Below are 20,428 nucleotides of genomic sequence, written 5' to 3'. Positions count from 1 at the left end.
GCTGAGTCATCATTAGAACGTGCCGCGGAACACGATCTCGTAGCGACGGTCGTTCTGGAAGATCGCGCGGGTGTAAAGGTTCGGATCCACGCTGCCGTTGACGTAGGTGGACGGACCCATCAGCACGCGCGTGGTGGTGTTGGTGAGGTTGTTCATCTGCAAGCCGATCTGCAAGTTCTTGTTGATGTGGTAGAACACCGAGGCGTCGAGCGTACCGGCCGCGTCGTTCCACATTGGCAGGTAGGTGTCACCCGAGTCCTCCGCCGTGATCAGGTAGCGGCTGCGCCACGACCAGGCCACGCGTGCCGACCACTTGCCGTATTCGTACATGCCGATCAGGTTGTAGCTGTTCGGCGACAGGCCAGCCATCGGCAGCGGCGGGTTGGTGACGACGAAGTTCGCTCCGCACGAACCATTGGCATGGTCGGGATCACACGAGGTGGTGCCGGAAATCTTGCTGCTATTGAGATAGGTGTAGTTGGCCTGCACGCCCAGGCCCTTCCATGCACCCGGCAGGAAGTCGAAGAACTGCGAGTAACCCGCCTCGACGCCCCTCACGCGACCGGTGCCCGCGTTTTGCGGACCGGTGACGGCGAATTCCTGGCCGCTGATGTTCTCGGTGGTGATTTCATTGGTGATGTAGTTCTTGATTTCCTTGTAGAACACCGTGGTGTACAGCATGCCGGTCGGCGCGAAATACCATTCCAGCGCGGAATCGAACTGGTTCGCCTCCATCGGCTTCAGGGCCGGGTTGCCGCCGGTGCTGGCGGTCCAGCCGGTGATGGTCGGCTGCTGTCCCGCGGGACCACCCCACGAAGCGCCGAGCTTCATGTACGAGTTGAGTTGGTTGATATCCGGGCGCGTCATTGCCTTGGATGCCGCCAGGCGCAGCTGCAGGTCGTCGGTAAGCTTGAAGCGCAGGTTCAGGCTGGGCAGCCAGTTGCTGTAACTGCCTTTGCCGTTGATCGGCACGTAGGCACCACTGAACAGGGCCAGCTGTTCCGGCGTCAGGTTGGCGGTGCTGCCGCTGATGTTGCTGGCCGCGGGGTACTGGATCGAGCCGTTGGAGCGCACGTCCGTATTCACGAAGCGCACGCCGACGTTGCCGTCGAACGGAATGCCCAGCGCGGTTTCATTGCCGAAATACAGCGAAGCGTAGGCAGCCTGCGTTTTTTCGTTCAGATGATTGTCTGCACCGGCCAGGCCCGGGATCTGTGCCTGCCAGCCACCGGCGGCCTCGATCGCATACAGCTGCTGGATCGCCTTCGCGTAATTGCCCACCAGCGCATTGCTGGGGAACCACAGCGTGGTCGGCAGCTTCGCACCGCGGTAGAAGTTGGACATCGTGTACTGCTCGGTCATCCCGGACGGAATCTGGTTGAACCAGTCCAGGCCCGTCGAGGTGTAACTGGACGCCTTCCAGATCTGGCTGATCGGACCCCAGTTGTAACCGCTGCTGGTGTTGTTGCTGTGGGCATCGCGATCGGTGGCGCGCAGACCGACACGGAAGAACTGCAGCCAGCTGCTGTCCTGGAAGTTGTATTCCAGGTCCGTGCGGACCGTGCGCTGCTCGGCGTAGTCGTGCTCCAGGTGGTCCATCGCCGCGCCCAGGTAATAGTTGTCCTTGTTGGCCAGGTAGCTGGGATCGGCCAGCGTCAGGCTGGGCGTACCGACCACGCTCACGTTCGCCGGCGGCATGTAGAACTGGCCAAAGACCGAGAAGTCGGTCATGTCGCTGGTGGACTTGACGAACTGCACATCACCGGTGAGCAACACATGGTCGTTGATGTTGTACTTGAAGCCGTTCGACCAGTCGGTGGTGCGGGTGAACTGCGTCTGGATGCGGTTATCCGTGTAGTAGTTCACGTAGCCGTTGGGAATGCCCATCGACGCCGCGCCGCGCCAAGCGTCGGACGCCATGGTGCCGCTCTGGAAGATGCCCTGGCTGTTGTAGTTGAAATTGGTACCCGGCGCTGGCAAGACGTTGTTGTAGGCGCTCTCGTTCGTCTGCACATTGTGCTGGTCCCACTGCAGGTTGTAGTCGGACCGGAAGAACTGCGAATAAAACTCGAGGTCGCTGGTCGGACGCCACTGCACGGCGCCGTACAAGCCGATGCGGCGGCGCTGCATCTGCATTTCCAGCCAATTGATGTCACCGGGCACGTACACCGTGCTGGTGGGCGAGCCGGCGGCGATGTTGGGGGCGTAATACGAGGTGTCCGTCGCGTCGGGACGCATGACGTAGGGGTTGGTCTGGATGCCGTCATTGCGTGACGCCAGTTCCGAGTAGGACACATCAACGATCGCGCCGAACTCACCGAGGTCATCGGTCTTCCAGCGGTTGCTGTACAGGAACGACATCGACGGCTTGCTCAGCTTCGCCATGTCGCCTTCGTTGATGCCGGTGGAGAAGCTGACCACCTGGCCCGGGTTATCGAATGGCATGCGCGTGCGCAGGTTCACCGTGCCGCCGATGCCACCTTCGATGATTTCCGCCGACGGATTCTTGTACACGTCGACGCCGGCCATCAGTTCGGCCGGCACGTCCTCGAAGCCCAGCGCGCGGCCGTTATTGGCCGAGAAGCTGTCGCGGCCATTGAGCTGGCTGGCCACGTAGGGCAGGCCGCGGATGAGCACGCCGCTGCCCTCGGCGGACGGATGGTCCGGGTCGTTGTCGGCAAGGAAATGGTCGACCGTCACGCCGCTGATGCGCTGCAGGGTTTCGGTCACGCTGCGGTCGGGCAAAGCGTTCATGTCCGTCGCGGTGACGGAGTCGATGATCTGGCTGGCGTTCCGCTTCAGCGACTGTGCGGACTCCAGGCTGGCACGCACGCCGGTGACAACGACGCCGTCGAGGTCCTTGACGTCCTTCTTGTCGGTGGCCTTTTTCTTGGCATCGGCTTTTGCATCCGGCTTGGCCGGTGCCGGCGTCGTGGTGCCGGAAGTCTGACTGGTGGCGTCCTGCGCCAGGACCATGGTTGGCGCATACATTAGCGCCAGGCCCAGGGCGACGGCGGCCGTCAATCGACGGCTGGACAGCGAAACGGTGGAAGACGGGTACACGCCATCCTGCAACACCGAAGTTTGCAGCTTGCTCTTCATTCTTGGATCACTCCCCCAGCATGTGTAATGTCGCCGACGGCTTGCGCCAGGCGGCTTATTTTTTTCATCACGACGGAAGTCCGGTCCGCAAGAACTTGCAACGCGGTCCCCATTACCCGGCCTTAGGCGTGTGCGTAGTGAATAGGAGGGAGTGCCACTAAACAATTACGAAATTGCTGGCGGACTTTAATGATTCTTCGTTTGCAGTCGCCGCAATCGAGCGTTTGAATCTCATCGTTGATTGCGCGATCGCGCCTTTTGGTGCGTTGGGAGATAAACCAGGCGGCGCGCATAGGGTGCGAAGGCAGGGCGTGCCGCGCACGCCTCCCCATGAGCTTGTCGATCATCGCGGGCACTTCACGGCATGGCCGTGGCAGAGGGTCGTCCGCGGACCGAAATCGCGACGGCCGCCCCCGTCCTTGTCGAACGCGCGGCCTGGTCTTTCAGCCAGTGGGTTCCGATGTCGTCAATGGTCGAAGGGCGACGAGGCGTGGCGATTTGGCCCTTGATAGACCAGACGATTGAAGAATGCGGGTTGGCCGCTCACAAGCACTTATCAACACTTGAGCGTGCCCAGCTGGCGCAAGGCGATTCCCAAAGCGATTCGGTAGCTCGTCGACAGATCGCCATTGATGATGATGGTCGCGAGCGGAGCGCCGCGCTGACACGGCCCGGCTTCCAATGCGCTATCGCTACCATCGTGAACTTCAATATAAGGTGAGGTCAGTTCGTCGAGTGCGTCGTGCAGGCCTGCCTCGGGATGGGCCTGGGCTTCCTGTGCAATGTCGCCGGGATCGAGCAGCACAAATTCCGGTGCTTGGGAGCGGGCCAAGCGCAGGCCAGTGATGAAATCGCGCAGCCCCGCGCACGTGCATACCTCGACGATGCGCCCCGCTTCGCGTGCCAGCTGTTGGAGGCTACGCAAGAGTTCACCATTGAAGGCGTTGCCGGCAGGGTGGGGGCCCCGCAGTATCATGATGGTCATGTCTGCACGCTGGTGACGGCGAGCGCCGCGGATGGACCATGCTGCGACCCGCGGCCGTAAAGGCACCATACCGGCGCTGACGTATGGCGTAAATTCTTCGCATTCTTTCAAGCGTGGGAGTTGGTGGAGAGCGGCTCTCCCACGGTCTCGCCGTCACTGCACGCATGACGGCGAGATGAGCTTCGAGCGTTGGATCAGACGTTGACCACGTGCATCATCGCTTCGTGGTAGCGCGTGCCGGCGGCGATGTCGGGCGGGAAGATCGCGTCGATCGCTTTCAGCTCCGCCGCACTGAGGGTGATGTCGAGTGCGCCCAGGTTCTCGTCCAGGCGCACGCGGCGCCTCGTACCGGGAATCGCCAGCACCTCGTTGCCCCGGGCCAATACCCAAGCCAGCGCCAGTTGTGCCGGCGTGCAACCCTTGGCGGCAGCGAGGGACTTCACTTTGTCGACCAGCTGCAGGTTGCGCGCGAAATTCTCACCCTGGAAACGCGGCGATTGGCGACGGTAGTCGTCCGCGTCGAAATCATCGGGGCTGGCGAATGCGCCGGTGAGGAAGCCTCGGCCCAGCGGCGAGTACGCGACCAGGGCGGTGCCCAGGCGGCGGCAGGCGTCGAGCATGCCGTTCTCTTCCGGGTCGCGCGTCCACAGCGAGTACTCCACTTGCAGCGCCGCGATGGGGTGCACCTTGCTGGCGCGTTCCAGCGTGGCGCCGGATGCTTCGGACAGTCCCAGGTAGCGCACCTTGCCGGCCTTCACCAGGTCAGCCATGGCGCCGACGGTGTCCTCGATCGGCACGCGCGTATCCACGCGGTGCTGGTAGTAGAGGTCGATATGGTCCAGCCCCAGGCGCTTGAGGCTGGCGTCGCAGGAGGCGCGTACGTAGGCCGGGCTACCGTCGAAGCCGCGCTTCGACGGATCGGTGGGGTCGCGCACGATGCCGAACTTGGTGGCGACGAAGGCCTGCTCGCGGCGATCGTGGATCGCCTTGCCCACCAGCACCTCGTTGGTGAAGGGACCGTAGGCGTCAGCGGTGTCGAGCAGGTTGAGGCCACGCTCCAGCGCGTGGTGGATGGTGGCGATGGATTCGGCGTCATCGTGCGCGCCGTAGAAGTCGCTCATGCCCATGCAGCCGAGGCCGAGGGCGGAGACGAGGGGACCATTCTTGCCGAGCTGTCGTGTTTGCATGGGGTAGGGCTCGCTGGGTGGGATGGCGAGCATTCTTCGCCATGACGGCTTCGTGATAAATGATCAATAATCGCCATATCTGTTGCCAAAATCGCCAACAATCGCCATGGACCGACTGCAAGCCATGCGGGTATTCACCCGGATCGTTGAACTGGGCAGCTTCACGCGCGCTGCCGACGACCTGAGCCTGCCGCGCGCCACCCTGACCCACACCATCAAACGGCTGGAGGAGCGGGTAGGCGCGCACCTGCTGCAGCGAACCACGCGCAGCGTCCGTCCGACCCGCGACGGCGAGGTGTACTACAACCACTGCGTGCGCCTGCTGGCCGATCTCGACGCGGTGGAGGCGGATTTTCGCGAAGCCGCCGTGCTGCCCAAGGGCACGTTGCGGATCGACCTGGCCTCGTCGCTGGCACGGCACCTGCTGATTCCGGCGCTGCCGGACTTTCTTGCACGTTATCCGCAGATCGATCTGGATATAGGTACCAGCGACCGCTTCGTCGATCTGGTGCAGGAAGGCGTGGATTGCGTCCTGCGCTCCGGCGAATTGCAGGACTCCACCATGGTCGCACGCCGTGTCGCCACCCTGGCGCAGGTCACCGTGGCCAGTGCGGACTATGTGCGGCGCCACGGCCTGCCGCGGACGCTGGCCGACCTGCAGCACGGGCATGTGGCGGTGACCTGGGCGTCGCCGACCACGCGCCGCCAGACGCCGCTGGAATTCATGGTGGGCCGCAAGATGCGCGAGATCGCATTGCCTGCCCGCGTTACCGTCAGCGGCACCGAGGCTTACCTCACCAGTTGCGAAGCCGGCCTGGGCATTGCCCAGTTTCCGCGTTACCGCATCGAGGACGCGCTTGCAGAAGGCCGGCTGGTGGCGCTATTGCCGGCGACGCCGTCCCCGTCATTGCCAGTCAGCGTGCTCTACCAGTCGCAACGTCAATTGCCGCTGCGATTGCGTGTGTTCATCGACTGGGTGGCCGAGCTGATGAGTCATGTGCGCTAGCCGTTCCCCGCGCTCGAGCAAGGCGGCGAAGGTATCGCGACGGATGGATCGCACGCCCCTACTTTCCCAATTCTTGAAGCGCCTCTTGCAAGGGCGCTGCCGAGACCCTGACGATGCCGTCGAGCGGCGTATCCATCTCCAGGATCACAAAGATGGCTCCGGCGGCGGACAGCGCGCATACCAGGAAAAAGAAGATGACCGTGGCATTGCGGGGCGCGAACAGTCCGAACGTGCCGAAGATGACTGTCAGCCACGACACCAGCACGATCAGCAGCAAGGTGGGAAGCGAGCCCCGTTTCTGCAGCAGGGCCAGCGAGCGGGCAGCGAAGACGCTGTCGGCAATATCGAGGGCGCGCGCTTGCATTTGCCGCTGGATGGCCGTCGTCGGCGAGAGCTGGGTCAGCTTGCGTTGGAAATCTTCGAGATGTGCAAGTATTTCGGGACTTTCGAGCCTGGCGAGCTCGTTGGAGTTGCCGGAGGTCAGCAGGTCGACCCATATCGCATAGTTTTGCTTTAGCGATACGCGAAGGTCGTGGGCTTCGGGGCCGTACTGCGCCAGCTCACGGTCGAGCTGGAGGACGGTGACCGCGTTGCGAACGAGGTCGGCGCTGACCGTGTCGAACGAGTTCTTCGCCGAGGATGTAAGCAGGCCGAGCACCAGCGCCGCGATGGTGGCGACCAAGCCGGTAGCCAGCTTGATAGTGCTGATCGACTCTTCGCTCAGGTGGTGTTCCGGCAAGCGAGTGCGCACATAGAGCCCGAGCATCGCGCTGGCGAAGACACAGACGAAGATGGTCAGGGCAATCAGCAGATGTGTCATCGACCATGTCCTTCCACTAGCCGGAACCGCCATCGCCGCCGTCTGGTTGCCATGGTAGGCAATGTATGCGCTGCGACAGAGTGATCAGGCCACGTGAGCCGGGTGGGACCTTGCAATGAGAGCTCGTCATCCCAGCTTTCGCTGGAATGACGAGCAAATTAGCTACCGGGATGACAATGTGTTCGTCGGCGCCGGTCTGCAGCGACCCATCTCAATCCACAAATGCTGGACGCTTGCTGATTCCACCCGCCGTACGCAGCGCATTGGCATCCATCAGCTTGCCTTCCATCATCACCACATCGGTATGGCGCAGGTCGCCGATATTCACCGCCGGGTTGCCGTCGACCAGCACCAGGTCGGCCGACTTGCCGACCTGGATGCTGCCGGTGCGCGCGTCTGCGCCCACCAGCTGCGCAGTCGCGACGGTGGCGCTGGCGAGCGCTTCTTCATTGGTGAAACCAGCTTGCACGTAGAGTTCAAGCTCGCGTACCAGTTCCAGTCCCGAACCATCGGTGCCGGCCACGATCGGCACGCCCGCCTTGTGCATGGCGGCGACCAGGGCCTGCAGCTTGGCGAAGCTGGCGCGATAGTCGGCGCGGGTCAGATCCTGCGGAACCGCGAAACCGCCCTGGCGAAAGCCGCGTTCGACCGCTGGCGGCAAGGTCCCCACAAAGGGTGCGTAGGCCGGCGAGAGGTCGCCGTTTTCCGGCACGAACAGGCTTTCGGCCACCACCAGGGTCGGGTCCGATGCGATCTTGCGCTGCGCCATGCTGGCGATCAGTGACTTCATCGGGTCCTTGGTGAGATCGACATCCTTCGCATAGCGACCCGGGCCCTCAAAGCGTGCCATGCCATTGGATACCTTCACCACGGAGTCCGGCATCGCCTGCATCATCACGAAGTAGATGTGAGTGATTTCGTCGTAGCCATCATGGATGGCCTCGCTCGGCCGCATGCCGGCGGGCAGATGCCCATGCACATGCAGGCCGAGTCGATGCGCTTCGGCCGTGGTGGCGGGGACCCAGGCCAGATTGAAGGTGCCGTAGATCTTGATCGCATCAAAGCCGTCGGCCTTGGCCTTGCGCACCAGGGCGAGCGCTTCGTCCTGCGACGTAGCCACGCTGGCCACCTGGGCAGTATTGGGGCCCCTGCCGTCGATCAGCGAGGACGGATAGACCTTCGGGCTCAGCAGCTCGCCCTTCGCACGCCGCGCCGCGCGCGCCATGGTCAGTTCGTTGATATTGCCGGGGTCTCGTACCGAGGTGATGCCAAGCGACAGCAACATCGGGCCGGCGGCGTCGTCGGGCACATGCTGGTGGGAATCCCACAGGCCAGGCACGAGCGTCTTGCCCTGGCCGTCGATCACCTGCGCGTTCTTGGGCACGGTGACCGATGCGGCAGGTCCGACCTGGGTGATCACGCCCTTGTCGACCAGCACGGTTTGGCCATCCGCAAAGTGAGAGCCGTCGAGGAAGGCGCGCACGTTGGTGAAGGCCACCGGGCCCGTCGGCGTCTTGAGCAGCTTGGGTACCAGCGCTTTCGAACTCAGTGCCAGGGCATCCGACTGGGCTTTCTCAAGCACGGGCTGCGCACTCTCGTAACCAACTGGCATCCAGGACAGGCCGTTGACGAAGGCGAAGAACTTGCCCGACGCATCGGCCCATACCGGGATGGGCGTGTTGGCGACGCCGGTGATCGCATAAGCCGTCACCTTCTTCTTGGTGGCGCCATCGCCCACCATGGCGGTGGTGAGCTCCTCGGCGTGCGCCTGGCCACCGGGCAAGAGCGCGATCGACTTGTTGGGCGAAGCCAACAGCTTCTCCAGCATATCGGCGGTGAGGTCCATGGGTCCGCCAAAGCTCACGTATTCGGCGGCTGCCTTGTACGGTGCTGAGCCTGCATCCACCTGGCTCTTCCAGGCGGCCGTGCCGTCCTTCACCGAGAAGGTTTCCGCGGCATCGCCTTGCGGTATATGGCCGCGAATGACGACGTGGTTGAACATGCCATCGCCACCCGTGGTGGCTGCACTATCCATCTCGAACACCTGGCCACGCAGCACCATGCTTTCGCGGCCCATATGGGTGCCGTCGGCGGCGGTCCAGCGCGCCGACGTGCCGTGCTTGCCGGCCGTCGACATGATGGTGAAGTGCTGTGCGTTGGAAGGTGGAGTGGCGAGCTGCTCGGTGGGCGTAGCGGTGCCGGCGAGACAGGGCAGGGCGAAACACAAGGCGAACACGACGAGCGGGGCGCGCATGGGAAAGCCTCCGATGGGTTCGCACGGAGTATGGGTGAGTAGCGATCCGGGTAGAAGTGCGACCGGGGGGTGCCTGATGGCCTAGCGTGCGTTGACGCCGGGGCAACGTTCGTTGGCGGCACACTACGACGCGTCGAAGCCTGGTGTCATATCGATGGGACAACCGAACGACACTTCTCGCGCCATTCATGCGGCTGTCTTGATAGCCGGTGCCGGCCCCACGGGTCTGGCGGCGGCCCTGTTTCTCGCGCGGCGCGGCGTCGGCGTTCGTATCGTCGATGCGGCACCGCAGCCATCCGTGACCTCCAAGGCGCTAGCCGTCAACAGCCGCACGCTCGACATGCTGCAGGACACGGGCGTGTCCGAACGTATCGTGACGCAAGGCTGGTCGGCGCGAGGGGCCACCCTGCATCAGCAGGACAAGGAGATTCTCTCGTTCGATTTGCCGACGACGCTTGGCGCGCCACGTGCCATCACGGTGTTGCCACAGGCGCGTACCGAAGCGCTGCTGACCGAGGCCTTGCAGGCGCAAGGCGTGATTGTCGAACGCGGCATCAGTCTGAAATCGCTGGTGCAAGACGAAACGCAGGTGACATCGACGCTGGTCCACATGGAAGGCGAGACGGAAGAGGTGAAAAGCCTGTTGCTGTTGGGTGCCGATGGCGCACGCAGTACGACGCGCCAGGCGCTGGGGCTCGATTTCGCCGGAAGCAACCTCCCCGAGCCGTGGAAACTGTGGGATCTTCAGCTGGATACACCGCTCGACCCCTGGCACGCCCATATCATGTTCGAGCCGGATGGCTTCATCTTCCTGCTGCGCTTGCAGGCCAATCTCTGGCGTGTGATCGGCAACGGCCACGATCCGCTCGGAGCCTTGCGCCGTACGTGCATGGTGGGGCCGGTGGCCTGGCAATCGCAATTCCACATCGGGCACCGCGTGGCAGCGAAGGCGGCGGTAGGTCGTGTCGCGCTCGGTGGCGATGCGGCGCACATCCATTCGCCCATCGGTGCGCGCGGCATGAACCTGGGTATCGAGGATGCGTATGTTTATGCCGACTGCGCCGCCGATGCGCTAGCTGGCGACATGACACGGTTGCATGACTACGCCGTGCTTCGGCACGCCGTGCACAAGGAAGTGGTGCGACGCATCGGCGCGATTACCCGCCTGGTGCATGGCCGACCGACCTGGCTGCGCTGGGTGCGCGACGAAGTGGTACCGCTGGCCGCCCACCTGACGCTGGCGCGGCAGCTGATGCTGCGCACCGTGGGTGGCCTCGACCATCCCTTGAAGACACGCCCGTAAGGTCCCTTCCACAAGGGGGCTGCCGCGACGGATCGGCCGCGTCGCCTCGTTGCGTCGCCGTCGCGCCCTCAAGTCAGCTCGGGCCTGGCCGATAACGGAGAATGCGCGCCATCCGTCCACGGCAAGTCGGCAGCGGCTCGGCAGTTGTGCGGACACTGCCCGCCGGCTTCCAAGGTGATGGACGAGGCGCCGGTGCAAGACGGTCGGTTGCACGCAGTCCCATGGGATGTCTAACGGTATGAACGCTCACAAACATCAATCTAAAGGTAATCGCGTGGATTGGAGCGATCCGCGCCTGGAGGCACTGTTGCGCAAGACCGAGGCCTGGAAGCTCGACAATCGCGGCAGCTATGCACCCAAGGAGGTGCAGATCCACCTTGGCTGGGGCGCGACCACCGCCCGTCCGGCCGTCTTGGTGTGGGAACGCGACCAGGTGATGATGATCGAGACCCGCTTTCCCATTGAACTGGGCGAACACGTCCGTGTCGACGAGGCGCAGGGTCTGAGCATACGCAGCGTGTGGGGCCTCGTGGCCGAGGGTCGCGAAGGATTTCGCGCCGAGGATCGCGACAACGGCGTGCACCTGCACTGGCTGCATTTGCGCTAAGTTTCTCTTTCCCTCTCCCCTGCGGGGAGAGGGTTGGGGTGAGGGGCGGGTGCTCGCGGTGGCGCTGATGGTGTGGTTGGTTTTGTCGCCCAGTGTGATTGCTTCCGCGACCTGGCTCGCCTGCCGCGGGCTTCCGCCCATCTGCCGATGGCCGGGTCACTTTCTCTTGCTTGCCCAAGAGAAAGTAACCAAAGAGAAGGGCACCCCGCTTGGCGCTTGCCGAGCACAGCTCGGCAAGTCCGTGAGGGTCGGCCGGGCTTTTCGACAGGGCTCCTGCCCTGACGAAAAGGGATCGACATCCCTGTCGATCCTCCTGCGGGCCTGATCGTCCGCCCCTCACCGCCGCACAGGGGCCCCGAAGGTCAAGTGCAACGCTGCCTTGTAGGAGCGCACCCTGTGCGCGATCACGGCGTTACTGCTGCGTAGGCTTATCGCGCACAGGGTGCCCTCCTACAGAAAAAAAGAAAGACACCGGGGCGCTGCGTCGTTTGGCTCTGGCTCTGCTTTGCTCTGTGGCTCTTCGGGCCCCTATGGCGCGGCGGGTGGGTGGAGGAAAAAGCCCGCAGGGTGGCTTGCATGGATGCAAGCCAGTTTGTCGTCAGGGCAGGATGCCCTGTCGACAAACCTCCGTAACCCACCCGCGTACCTGGAGGGCGTTAGCCCGGAAGGCGCGCCATCGGGGTGGCCTCTCTTTTGGTTACGTTTCTCTGGCCAAACAGAGAAAAGTAACCCGGCCTCCGGCAGGAGGACGGAAGCCCGCGGCAGGCGAGCCAAGTCACGGCAATGCTGAAGCAGAGCGACAAACCATCGACAAAATCAGCGCCACCGCGAGCACCCGCCCCTCACCCCAACCCTCTCCCCGCAGGGGAGAGGGAGCTCGGGTCACGCGGTGTGTCGGGTCATGATTATCCGGAACAGGGCGCATGGGCGTTACGATGCACGTACCGCGACCTCGGGAGAGCAGCGTGCGCTACTGGCTATTCATGGCGGCCGCCATTGTGACCGAAGTGATCGGCACGGTGGCGATGAAGTACGGCGCGCACCAGGGTTCGCGCGCTGCCGGACTGACGGTGATGTTCGTGATGCTGGTGCTCTCGTACACGTCGCTGGCGATGGCCATCAAGCGCATTCCGCTGGCGGTGGCGTATGGCATGTGGGAGAGCCTGGGCCTGGTGCTGATCACGCTATGCAGCGCGTGGCTGTTCGCCGAAAACCTTACGCCGATAAAGCTCGCGGCCATCGCCCTGATCATTGGCGGCATCGTGCTGCTCGAACGCGGCACCGATGAGGCGCCGGCGCGGGCGGGAGATGACCATGCTGCCTGAGTTCGAACCCATCCATCTGCTTTACCTGGCCATTGCCATCGTGCTGGAAATCGCCGCGAACGTGCTGATGAAGGTTTCGCACGGCTTCACCTACAAGCGCCCCGCCATTGCGGCCATCGTATGTGCGCTGGCGGCGTTCACGGCGCTCAGTTTCGCGGTCAGGGGTATCCAGCTATCAGTGGCTTACGGCGTTTGGGGCGGCATAGGCCTGATCGCTACCGCGGTGTTGGGCATTACCGTATTTCACGAGCGCCTGCGGATGTCCGGCTGGTTGGGCTTGGCGCTCATCATGCTGGGCGTATACCTGATGAAATTCGCCTAGCGTTCGCCACGCCCCCGACCTATGGCAGGGGTGTGCGTGTCGCGGCGACATTACGATGGAAGGTTGCGGTGGGCGCCAAGACGGGCGCTCGCCTTCAGTGGTTGAACCGGGGAGTTGGCATGGTTTTGACGGCACGCAGCTCGCGTCTTATCGGCGCGTTGGTGATGAGTACGCTATCGGCAGGTGTGGCAGCGCAGGGCAGGACCCTGACGGCTGACGACTACGCCAGGGCCGAGCGCTTCGTGGGCTACAACACCACCCCGCTGGTTGACCATGCGGTGCCCAGCGTGACCTGGCTGGACAACGATCACTTCTGGTATCGCGATCACGATGCCAGTGGCGATCACTACCTGCGCTTCGATGCCACCACGGGCAAGGCCGAGCCGGCCTTCGACCAGGCTCGTCTCGCCGCCGCGCTGGGCAAGCTGCTCGGCAAGCCGGTGGATGCCAACAAGCTCGGCCTGACCGGCTTCGTGGTGGCCGCCGATGGCCGACTCAACGTCAACCTGCGCGGCAAGCACTACCTGTGCGATCTCAAGCAAGCCGCTGTGTGTACGGCTGGCAAGGACGACGAAGCCAGTGGCGTCGGCAACGAGCCCGGCGTGCTCTCCCCGGACAAGCGCAGCGAGGCCTTCGTGCGCGACTGGAACCTGTGGGTCCGCGACGTCGCCACCGGCAAGGAAACCGAGCTCACCATCGATGGCGTGGAGAATTTCGGTTACGCCACCGACAACGCTGGCTGGAAGCACACCAACAAAGCCATCCTGGTGTGGTCGCCCGACTCGAAGCAGATCGCCACCTTCCAGCAGGACCAGCGCAAGACTGGCGAGATGGTGCTGGTCGGCACCAATGTCGGCCATCCCAAGGTGGAAAAGTGGAAGTATCCGCTGGTGGGCGACAAAGACGTGACCATGATCGAGCGCGTCATCGTCGACCTGGACAGCCACAAGGTGCTGCGCCTGAAGATGCCGGCGGATCAACACCGTTCCACCCTATGCGATGACGTGAGCTGCGGCCGCGATGGCGGCTGGGACGATGTGCAGTGGGCGCCGGACGCGAGCACCCTGGCCTTTGTGTCCTCGTCGCGCGATCACAAGCAGGCCTGGTTCCGCGTTGCCGATGCCAGCACCGGCGAGGTGCGCACGGTGTTCGACGAGAGCGTTCCCACCTATTACGAAAGTGGCGACGGCAAGGTCAACTGGCACTACCTGCCGGAAAGCAAGGAAGTCGTCTGGTTCAGCGAGCGCAACAACTGGGGCAACCTCTACCTCTACGACCTGGGCACTGGCAAGCTCAAGCACGCCATCACCACCGGCGAAGGCAATGTCACCGAAGTGCTCAAGCTCGATGCCAAGACGCGCACGCTGTGGTTCCGCGGCGTGGGTCGCCAGCAAGGTGTCGATCCGTACTACCAGCAGTTCTACAAGGTGAGCCTGGATGGGGGCGAGCCGGGCCTGCTGGCACCCGAGCCCGCCGACCACAGCATCACGCTGTCGCCCGACGGCCGCTTGTTTGCCGACGCCTATGCCACGCCGACCACACCGTCGATCACCGTCCTGCGCAGCGCGGACGACGGTCACGTGGTCAATACCATCGCCAAGGCCGATATCGCGCGCCTGCGCGCCACCGGCTGGCTGCCGCCAGAGCCGTTCACGGTGAAGGCGCGCGATGGCAAGACCACGCTATACGGCCTGATGTTCAAGCCGACGCATTTCGATCCGAACAAGAAATATCCGATCGTCGACTACATCTATCCCGGTCCGCAAACGGGCTCGGTGGGCACGCGCAGTTTCAATCCGGCCCGTGTCGATCATCAGGCATTGGCCGAGCTGGGCTTCATTGTCGTTGCCATCGATGGCATGGGCACGCCGGGCCGTTCCAAGTCGTTCCATGACGCCTACTTCGGCAATATCGGCGACAACACCTTGCCCGATCAGGTGGCTGGATTGAAGGAACTGGGCAAGCAGCATGCGTGGATCGATCTCGACCGCGTTGGCATCTGGGGACATTCCGGCGGTGGCAACGCTACGGCGGACGCGATGTTCCGCTACCCGGATTTCTTCAAGGTCGGCATTGCCGAAAGCGGCAATCACGACAACCGCAACTACGAAGACGACTGGGCCGAGAAGTGGCAGGGCCTGCTGGTCACCGACAAGGACGGCAAGAGCAACTACGACGACCAGGCCAACCAGAGTCACGCCGCCGACCTCAAGGGTCATCTATTGCTGGCGCACGGCACCATGGACGACAACGTGCCGCCCTACGAAACGCTGCTGGTGGTCGATGCACTGATCAAGGCCAACAAGGACTTCGACCTGCTGTTGATTCCCAACGCGCATCACGCTTACGGCGCCGCTGCGAACTACATGATGCGCAAGCGTTGGGATTATTTCGTGCGCAATCTCGCCGGCGATACGCCACCGAACGAGTACACGATGAAGCCGCCGAAGGATTGAGCTGCTTGTCTTCCTCTCCCCTCCGGGGAGAGGACTGAGGTGAGGGGCGGGTGCTCGCGGAAGAGCTCCAAAAGAAGCGGCGTTCTTTTTTAGTTTGCTGCAAGATTGTCCCCTCATCCCAACCCTCTCCCCGGAGGGGAGAGGGAGCTATAAGCTTGCGAGAGCTAGCGCACTTCACCCCCCTCGCGTCGCCACCACCGGCGGCACCGCCGCCGCACGCAGCGCCGGCCCAAGCACAGCCAGCTGCCCCAGCAGCCACAGCGCGACCGCACCCGCCGGCAGATAGAGCCACGGTAGCCGCGGCAGCGCGTAGTGCACCATCAGCAAGAGATTGAGCGCAAAGGCGAGCACCGCGCCGAGCAGGATGCCGCCGCTGACGATCATAAAGTTCTCCAGCTGGAAGTAGTGCAGAATGTCGTCACGCGTAGCACCCACCGCACGGCGGATGCCAATCGCTTGCCTTCGCTGCTGCACCCAGAAACTGGCCAGGCCTGCGATGCCGGCCGCCGTGACCAGCAAAAGCGCGCCGGCGGCGGCCAGCAGCAGGCCGATCATGCTGCGGTCGCGCGAGAAGTAGTCTGCGCGCAATTGCTCGAACGTCTGCGCATGGCGCAGCACCCGGTTATTGTCGAGTCGGATCAGCGTATCGCCGGCTTGTTTCAGCACGCGTGCGCGCTCAGACGGCGCCGTGCGCAGCACATAGGTGACGCTGCCGGTGTCGGGCAGCAGGGGCAGCAGGGTGCTGTATTCGTTGCCGGCGCTTTCGTCCAACGTCGGGCGCAGCAGGTGCTCGACCACGCCCACGATGCGTACCGGGCCGTCGCCCGGATAGATCAGCTTGCCCAGCGGATCCTGGCCGGGAAACAACTGTTGGGCTAGCGCGCGCGTGACGATGGTGGCGGGCACGTGGTTGATGCCCGACCAATCGTGCGCGCTATCGATTGGCATGTATTCGTCGGGCAAAAAGTCGCGTCCCGCGATCAGCTGAAGACCGAGCGCCTGCCGCTCGCCCGGTGTTCCGTTGAAGGCGGTGGCAGTCAACGCGGCGTTGCCGCCGGGCTTGGTGGCGATGCCGTTGCTCCAGTTGTTGCTGTTGAGCGGCAGCGCATCGACCGCTACGGCCGAGGTCACGCCGGGAATCTGCCGAAGCGCGGCGAGGTCGCTGTCGTGCCGGGCCAGCGGATCGTCGTGCTCGTCCACGCTGATGCTTTCCAAGGTGACGAGTTCGTCTTCCGCCACGCCGCTGGGCTCATGCATCTGGGCCGTGCGATGGCCAATCATCGAAGCGACATTGCAGACGATGGCGCAGGTAAAGGCGACCTGCAGTACCAGCAGCAACACGGTGAGCTTATGCCGAGTGAGGCTGGCGAGCATGGGTGAGCGGCGCATGGTGGGCCTCACTGTGTCTTGAGTTGCAGGGCGGGCGTGATGTGACAGGCGCGCCAGGCCGGCAGCAGGCCGGCCAGCACGCTGGCGATCACGGCCAGCACGAACGTACCGAGCAACATGCTCAGATCCAGGTGCGCCAGCTGCGCGTAACCATCGGGCCGCTGGCGCACGCTCCATAGGCCGGCACAGGCCAATACCAAGCCGAGTACGCCACCGGCCACGCCGATCACCGATGCTTCCACGCCCAGTTGCAGGAAGATGTCGCGCCGACGCGCGCCCAATGCACGTCGAACGCTGATCTCGCCGGCACGGCGCAGGAAGCGTGCGAGCAACAAGCCGACCACGTTGAGCATGCATACGGCGAGGAAGCCCAGTGACAGCGACAGTTGCAAGCGCAGGTCCTCGGGAATGACATGCTGGTTGGCGAGCCAGCCCATCAGATCGTAGAGGCCCGGGTTCACCGGACGGGGGAAGCGTCCATGCGCCTGCTGTTCCCGCCAGTAGTCGGCAAGGAAATCGCGATAGGCGCGCGCCTTGGCCGGGCTGTCGAGCTGAACCCAGAACTGCAGCCAGCTGCAGTGATCGCTGGTGCGCCCGTCACCGCCATCGCCCCAGCAGGAAAAGCGGCCGTTGAAATCCAGGCCCAGCTCCATCGCGGTTTGCAGGGGCAGAAAGAATTCGTCGCTGCGGCCGAACGCGCGGTTGTCGAGCTGCGCGTAAAAGGTCGGCTGCGGATGCCAGTCGTCGACCACGCCAATGACCCGAAAGTCCGTGTTTTTCATGCGCACCGTGCGGCCGATACCCGACGCGTCGCCGAACAATTTTCGGTTGAGGCCATGATTGAGCACCACCACGCGGGCGCGCTGCTCATCATCCTGCGCGCTCCAGCCGACGCCGGCGCGAAACGGCACGTCGAACATGCGGAAGAAGTCGGCGGTGACGTAATGACCGGTTTCATAGAAGGGCGATTCCCCTGCGCGGGTTGAGCGCACCGGCACCGAACCGCCGGTCATCGCGGCCTGACCATCCGCCCTCGCCGCGCGCAGCAGTGCCTGCGCATCGGGCCAGGTCAGGTTGCCGCCTGGAAGTGATGCACCGTCCTTGGACGTGGCCAGAGGGCGAGCGTCGATCACCGGAACATAGAGCGTCGCGCTGCGCCCGGGCAGCGGATCGCCCGACATCGCGTGGAACACGGTGATCATGGTCATGCTGGCGCCGATGCCCAGGCCGATCACCAGGATCATCAGTGCCGTCAAGCCCTTGGTCAGGCGCAGACTGCGCAAGGCAATCGCGGCGTAGTAGTTGAACATCGTTGCCTCCGTGGATTCCAACGTCGCTGGCGATGCGTCGGCGGGGGAATACGCGACGCCGTCACCCGATTTTGAAGCGCAGTTCGCCGCCCGCTCCCCTCATTAGGGAGCGATAAAGTTTGGGTACTCGTTGTCGATGCTCCGAGAGAGTGCCTATTGCTGAGAGGCTGCGAGCAACTGATTCTCAGCTCGTCATCCCTTCGGCTGTTGAAAGCCGCTGGGATGGCGAGCTCAGTGCGCGACGCTCCTCGACTTCCTTCAGTGCGCGCTGACCGGCTGCGCCGCACCCTTGGCAACGGCCTCGGTGATCAGGCTTTGCATATCGCGGTCAGCCTTGGCGGAGACCTCGCGTTGCTGTTTCTCCAGCGCCCGTTGCCGGCGTTCGAGGTCGGCTTGCTGACGCGCGAGATCCGCTTGCTGTTGCGTGAACTCGTGTTCGTCGCGGGGCGCTCGCTGGCGGTCGGCGAGCGCCTTGAGCTGACTGTCGAGTGCACGCGTTTGTGCATCGAGCTGGCGCAACGCCGTGGCCGGCACTGAAGACTGCGCTTCCAGCGCGGCGCGTTGGGCTTCCAGCGTGCTGCGTTGTGATTCGAGCTGGGCCTCGCGGGCAGCGAGTTCGCCCATGCGTGAGGCCATGGCACCTTGTTGGCTGGCCAGGCGGCTTTGGGCGCCGGCCAGGCGGCCCTGCTCACCGGCCAGGCGACCTTGCATCCGGGCCATCTCCGTCATGGGTGCATAGACGTTCTGCGCACGACGGATATAGGTGTCGTCCCGAATGACATAAGCCTGCTGTTCGCGACGTATCCACAGCATCGATTCGTTGCTCTTGCGCTCGCGCTTTGCCGCGGCGATGTCGCTGGTCGTGCCATTGAGCATGATGGTGTCGGCATCGCGATTGAACAGGGCGAAGCCGTTCCTGGAACCGTCATCGATATCGATGTCGACGTGACGCGCCTGCAGGTCGCTCGTGTAGGACGGCGGCGTCGGCGGCGTCGGCGGCGTCGGCGGTGTGGGAGGCGTGGGCGGAGTGAGAGGCGTCGGCGGTGTCCTCGGGGTGAGCGGCGTCGGCGGCGTTGGAGGTGTCGGCGGAGTAAGCGGCGTCGGCGGAACCGCTGGCACGCGGGCCGAGTGAAGATGCGTGTGCGTTTCCGTCACGCTGGCCGTGGTCGCCTTTGTCGCGACGGACGCTGCCTTGGCCGGCACGGCCGGCACGGCCTGAGCGGCAGGTGTGGCGGGCTGCGCCGGCTGGGCAGTGCTGGCGGCCGTGGCCGGTGCAGCGCTGGTGCCATCCGCAGCGGCCTGCGTTACGCGGTACGGCAGCACACCGGCGGCGGCGACGACGACGATCAACAGCCAGGCGCGTGTGCGTGAGGTGGTGTCCTGGGCGCTGTGCTGCAGCATGGTCAATCGCCTTTTCAGATTGTTGAAGGTGGGCGAGGCGCCGGCCAGACCAGCATGCAGGGGATGGGCCACACCCAGGCGCAGCAGCAGGCGGCCGTAGTCCTGTGGCGCGGCATGATGTTGTTGCATCACCTGGGCATCGCATGCGGCCTCGCGGTGCAGTGCGTATTCGCGCATCGCCCAGGCGGCCAGCGGATGGAAGAAGAACAGCCGTTGCGCCAACGCCGGCACCCAGCCCATCCACAGGTCGCCGCGACGCAGATGTGCCAGCTCGTGCCCGAGTGCCAAGGCAGACTCGTCAGCGGAGAGGCACTGTTGCGCCGGCAGCAGCACCGTCGGTCGCCACAGCCCGGTGACTTGCGGCGAGCTGATGGAAGGCGACACGCGTAGCGACGGGCAATGCCGTAGTCCCATGGCCTTCGCCTGGGCGGCACAGGCGGCGTGCAGGGCAGGGTCGTGCAAGGGCCGCGATTGTCGGATGACCGAGCGTGCTTCAAGCCATTGGCGCCAGGCCAGCACGATCTGTACGAGTACGCCGGCCAGCCACAAGGCAAACAACACAAGCTTCCAGTTCGTATGCGCTGGCTCGCCTGCCGTCGGCGTTGCAACGGCGACCTGGCTTGCCGATGTATCCGTTGTCGGCGCGGCGGTGTTGTCGGCAATCTGGGCAAAGCCCGAGCGGTGATACTCGGTGGGGGCGGCGAACGTGGCAACGACGGATGCTGCCGGGGCCGCTGCGGGCGTTGGCGACAGCAGGCGCAGTTGCAGCGGTGTGGCGACCAGCAGTCCAAGCAGTAGCTGCACGCCCAGCAGCCACCAGAGCAGGCTTCGCGTGGCGGCGGGCAGACGCGGCATGTAGCGGCCAAGCAGCCAGACGATGCCGATCAGCACGGCTGCCTGTACGGACGTCCACGCCAGCCGGCTGACGATGACCTCGGCAAGTGATGTGAGCGCGCTCATC

Annotated in this window: 14 protein-coding genes; 6 read left to right on the top strand and 8 right to left on the bottom strand. The window is 64.1% G+C overall.

Annotation, left to right across the window (positions count from 1 at the left end; genetic code table 11):
• Nucleotides 1-12: 12 nt before the first annotated feature.
• The 3 genes from ACT01B_RS19875 to ACT01B_RS19865 form a co-directional block, all read right to left on the bottom strand.
• Entirely contained in the window at nucleotides 13-2,991 is a 2,979-nt protein-coding gene (locus tag ACT01B_RS19875) for a TonB-dependent receptor (RefSeq protein WP_445147536.1), read from the bottom strand.
• 667 nt (nucleotides 2,992-3,658) lie between these two features.
• Nucleotides 3,659-4,198: a hypothetical protein gene (locus ACT01B_RS19870; protein WP_445144931.1), complete on the bottom strand. Its 540-nt coding sequence runs from the start codon at nucleotides 4,196-4,198 to the stop codon at nucleotides 3,659-3,661.
• Between the two features lie 83 nt (nucleotides 4,199-4,281).
• Nucleotides 4,282-5,274, bottom strand: coding sequence for an aldo/keto reductase (locus ACT01B_RS19865; RefSeq protein ID WP_445144930.1), 993 nt, complete (start codon nucleotides 5,272-5,274; stop codon nucleotides 4,282-4,284).
• 106 nt (nucleotides 5,275-5,380) lie between these two features.
• Here ACT01B_RS19865 and ACT01B_RS19860 point away from each other — a divergent pair, with 106 nt between their 5' ends.
• On the top strand, nucleotides 5,381-6,280 hold the full coding sequence (locus ACT01B_RS19860) for a LysR substrate-binding domain-containing protein (protein ID WP_445144929.1): 900 nt from the start codon (nucleotides 5,381-5,383) through the stop codon (nucleotides 6,278-6,280).
• A gap of 58 nt (nucleotides 6,281-6,338) precedes the next feature.
• Here the strand turns inward: ACT01B_RS19860 and ACT01B_RS19855 are convergent, their stop codons facing one another.
• Both ACT01B_RS19855 and ACT01B_RS19850 read right to left on the bottom strand, forming a co-directional pair.
• A complete protein-coding gene (locus ACT01B_RS19855; protein WP_445144928.1) occupies nucleotides 6,339-7,100 on the bottom strand; it encodes a bestrophin-like domain in 762 nt (253 codons plus the stop codon).
• A gap of 211 nt (nucleotides 7,101-7,311) precedes the next feature.
• Entirely contained in the window at nucleotides 7,312-9,354 is a 2,043-nt protein-coding gene (locus ACT01B_RS19850; protein ID WP_445144927.1) for an amidohydrolase family protein, read from the bottom strand.
• 154 nt (nucleotides 9,355-9,508) lie between these two features.
• On the opposite strand from ACT01B_RS19850, the gene ACT01B_RS19845 reads away from it, so the two are divergent.
• From ACT01B_RS19845 to ACT01B_RS19825, 5 genes are all read left to right on the top strand, one after another.
• Nucleotides 9,509-10,657, top strand: a complete 1,149-nt coding sequence (locus tag ACT01B_RS19845; protein ID WP_445144926.1) for an FAD-dependent oxidoreductase — start codon at nucleotides 9,509-9,511, stop codon at nucleotides 10,655-10,657.
• Between the two features lie 238 nt (nucleotides 10,658-10,895).
• The gene (locus tag ACT01B_RS19840; protein ID WP_445144925.1) at nucleotides 10,896-11,264 is read left to right on the top strand and encodes a hypothetical protein; all 369 of its coding nucleotides are present in this window, start codon (nucleotides 10,896-10,898) and stop codon (nucleotides 11,262-11,264) included.
• 965 nt (nucleotides 11,265-12,229) lie between these two features.
• Nucleotides 12,230-12,589, top strand: coding sequence for an SMR family transporter (locus ACT01B_RS19835; RefSeq protein ID WP_445144924.1), 360 nt, complete (start codon nucleotides 12,230-12,232; stop codon nucleotides 12,587-12,589).
• Complete coding sequence (gene mdtI / locus ACT01B_RS19830; protein ID WP_445144923.1) at nucleotides 12,579-12,911, top strand: multidrug/spermidine efflux SMR transporter subunit MdtI; 333 nt, start codon at nucleotides 12,579-12,581, stop codon at nucleotides 12,909-12,911. The genes ACT01B_RS19835 and mdtI overlap by 11 nt, the downstream gene beginning before the upstream one ends.
• Nucleotides 12,912-13,030: 119 nt before the next feature.
• Entirely contained in the window at nucleotides 13,031-15,367 is a 2,337-nt protein-coding gene (locus ACT01B_RS19825; protein WP_445144922.1) for a DPP IV N-terminal domain-containing protein, read from the top strand.
• 174 nt (nucleotides 15,368-15,541) lie between these two features.
• Here the strand turns inward: ACT01B_RS19825 and ACT01B_RS19820 are convergent, their stop codons facing one another.
• The 3 genes from ACT01B_RS19820 to ACT01B_RS19810 form a co-directional block, all read right to left on the bottom strand.
• Nucleotides 15,542-16,756, bottom strand: coding sequence for an ABC transporter permease (locus tag ACT01B_RS19820; protein ID WP_445144921.1), 1,215 nt, complete (start codon nucleotides 16,754-16,756; stop codon nucleotides 15,542-15,544).
• Nucleotides 16,757-16,764: 8 nt separating this feature from the next.
• Nucleotides 16,765-18,066 carry an ABC transporter permease gene (locus tag ACT01B_RS19815; RefSeq protein ID WP_445144920.1) on the bottom strand — a complete coding sequence of 434 codons (1,302 nt, stop codon included), beginning with the start codon at nucleotides 18,064-18,066 and terminating at the stop codon, nucleotides 16,765-16,767.
• A 258-nt stretch (nucleotides 18,067-18,324) separates the two neighbouring features.
• Nucleotides 18,325-20,427 carry a M56 family metallopeptidase gene (locus ACT01B_RS19810; RefSeq protein ID WP_445144919.1) on the bottom strand — a complete coding sequence of 701 codons (2,103 nt, stop codon included), beginning with the start codon at nucleotides 20,425-20,427 and terminating at the stop codon, nucleotides 18,325-18,327.
• Between the last annotated feature and the right edge of the window lies 1 nt (nucleotide 20,428).

Source organism: Dyella sp. Tek66A03 (assembly GCF_052567735.1).
Note: the sequence above shows the minus strand (reverse complement) of the source record. Positions and strands in the feature narration are given on the sequence as shown.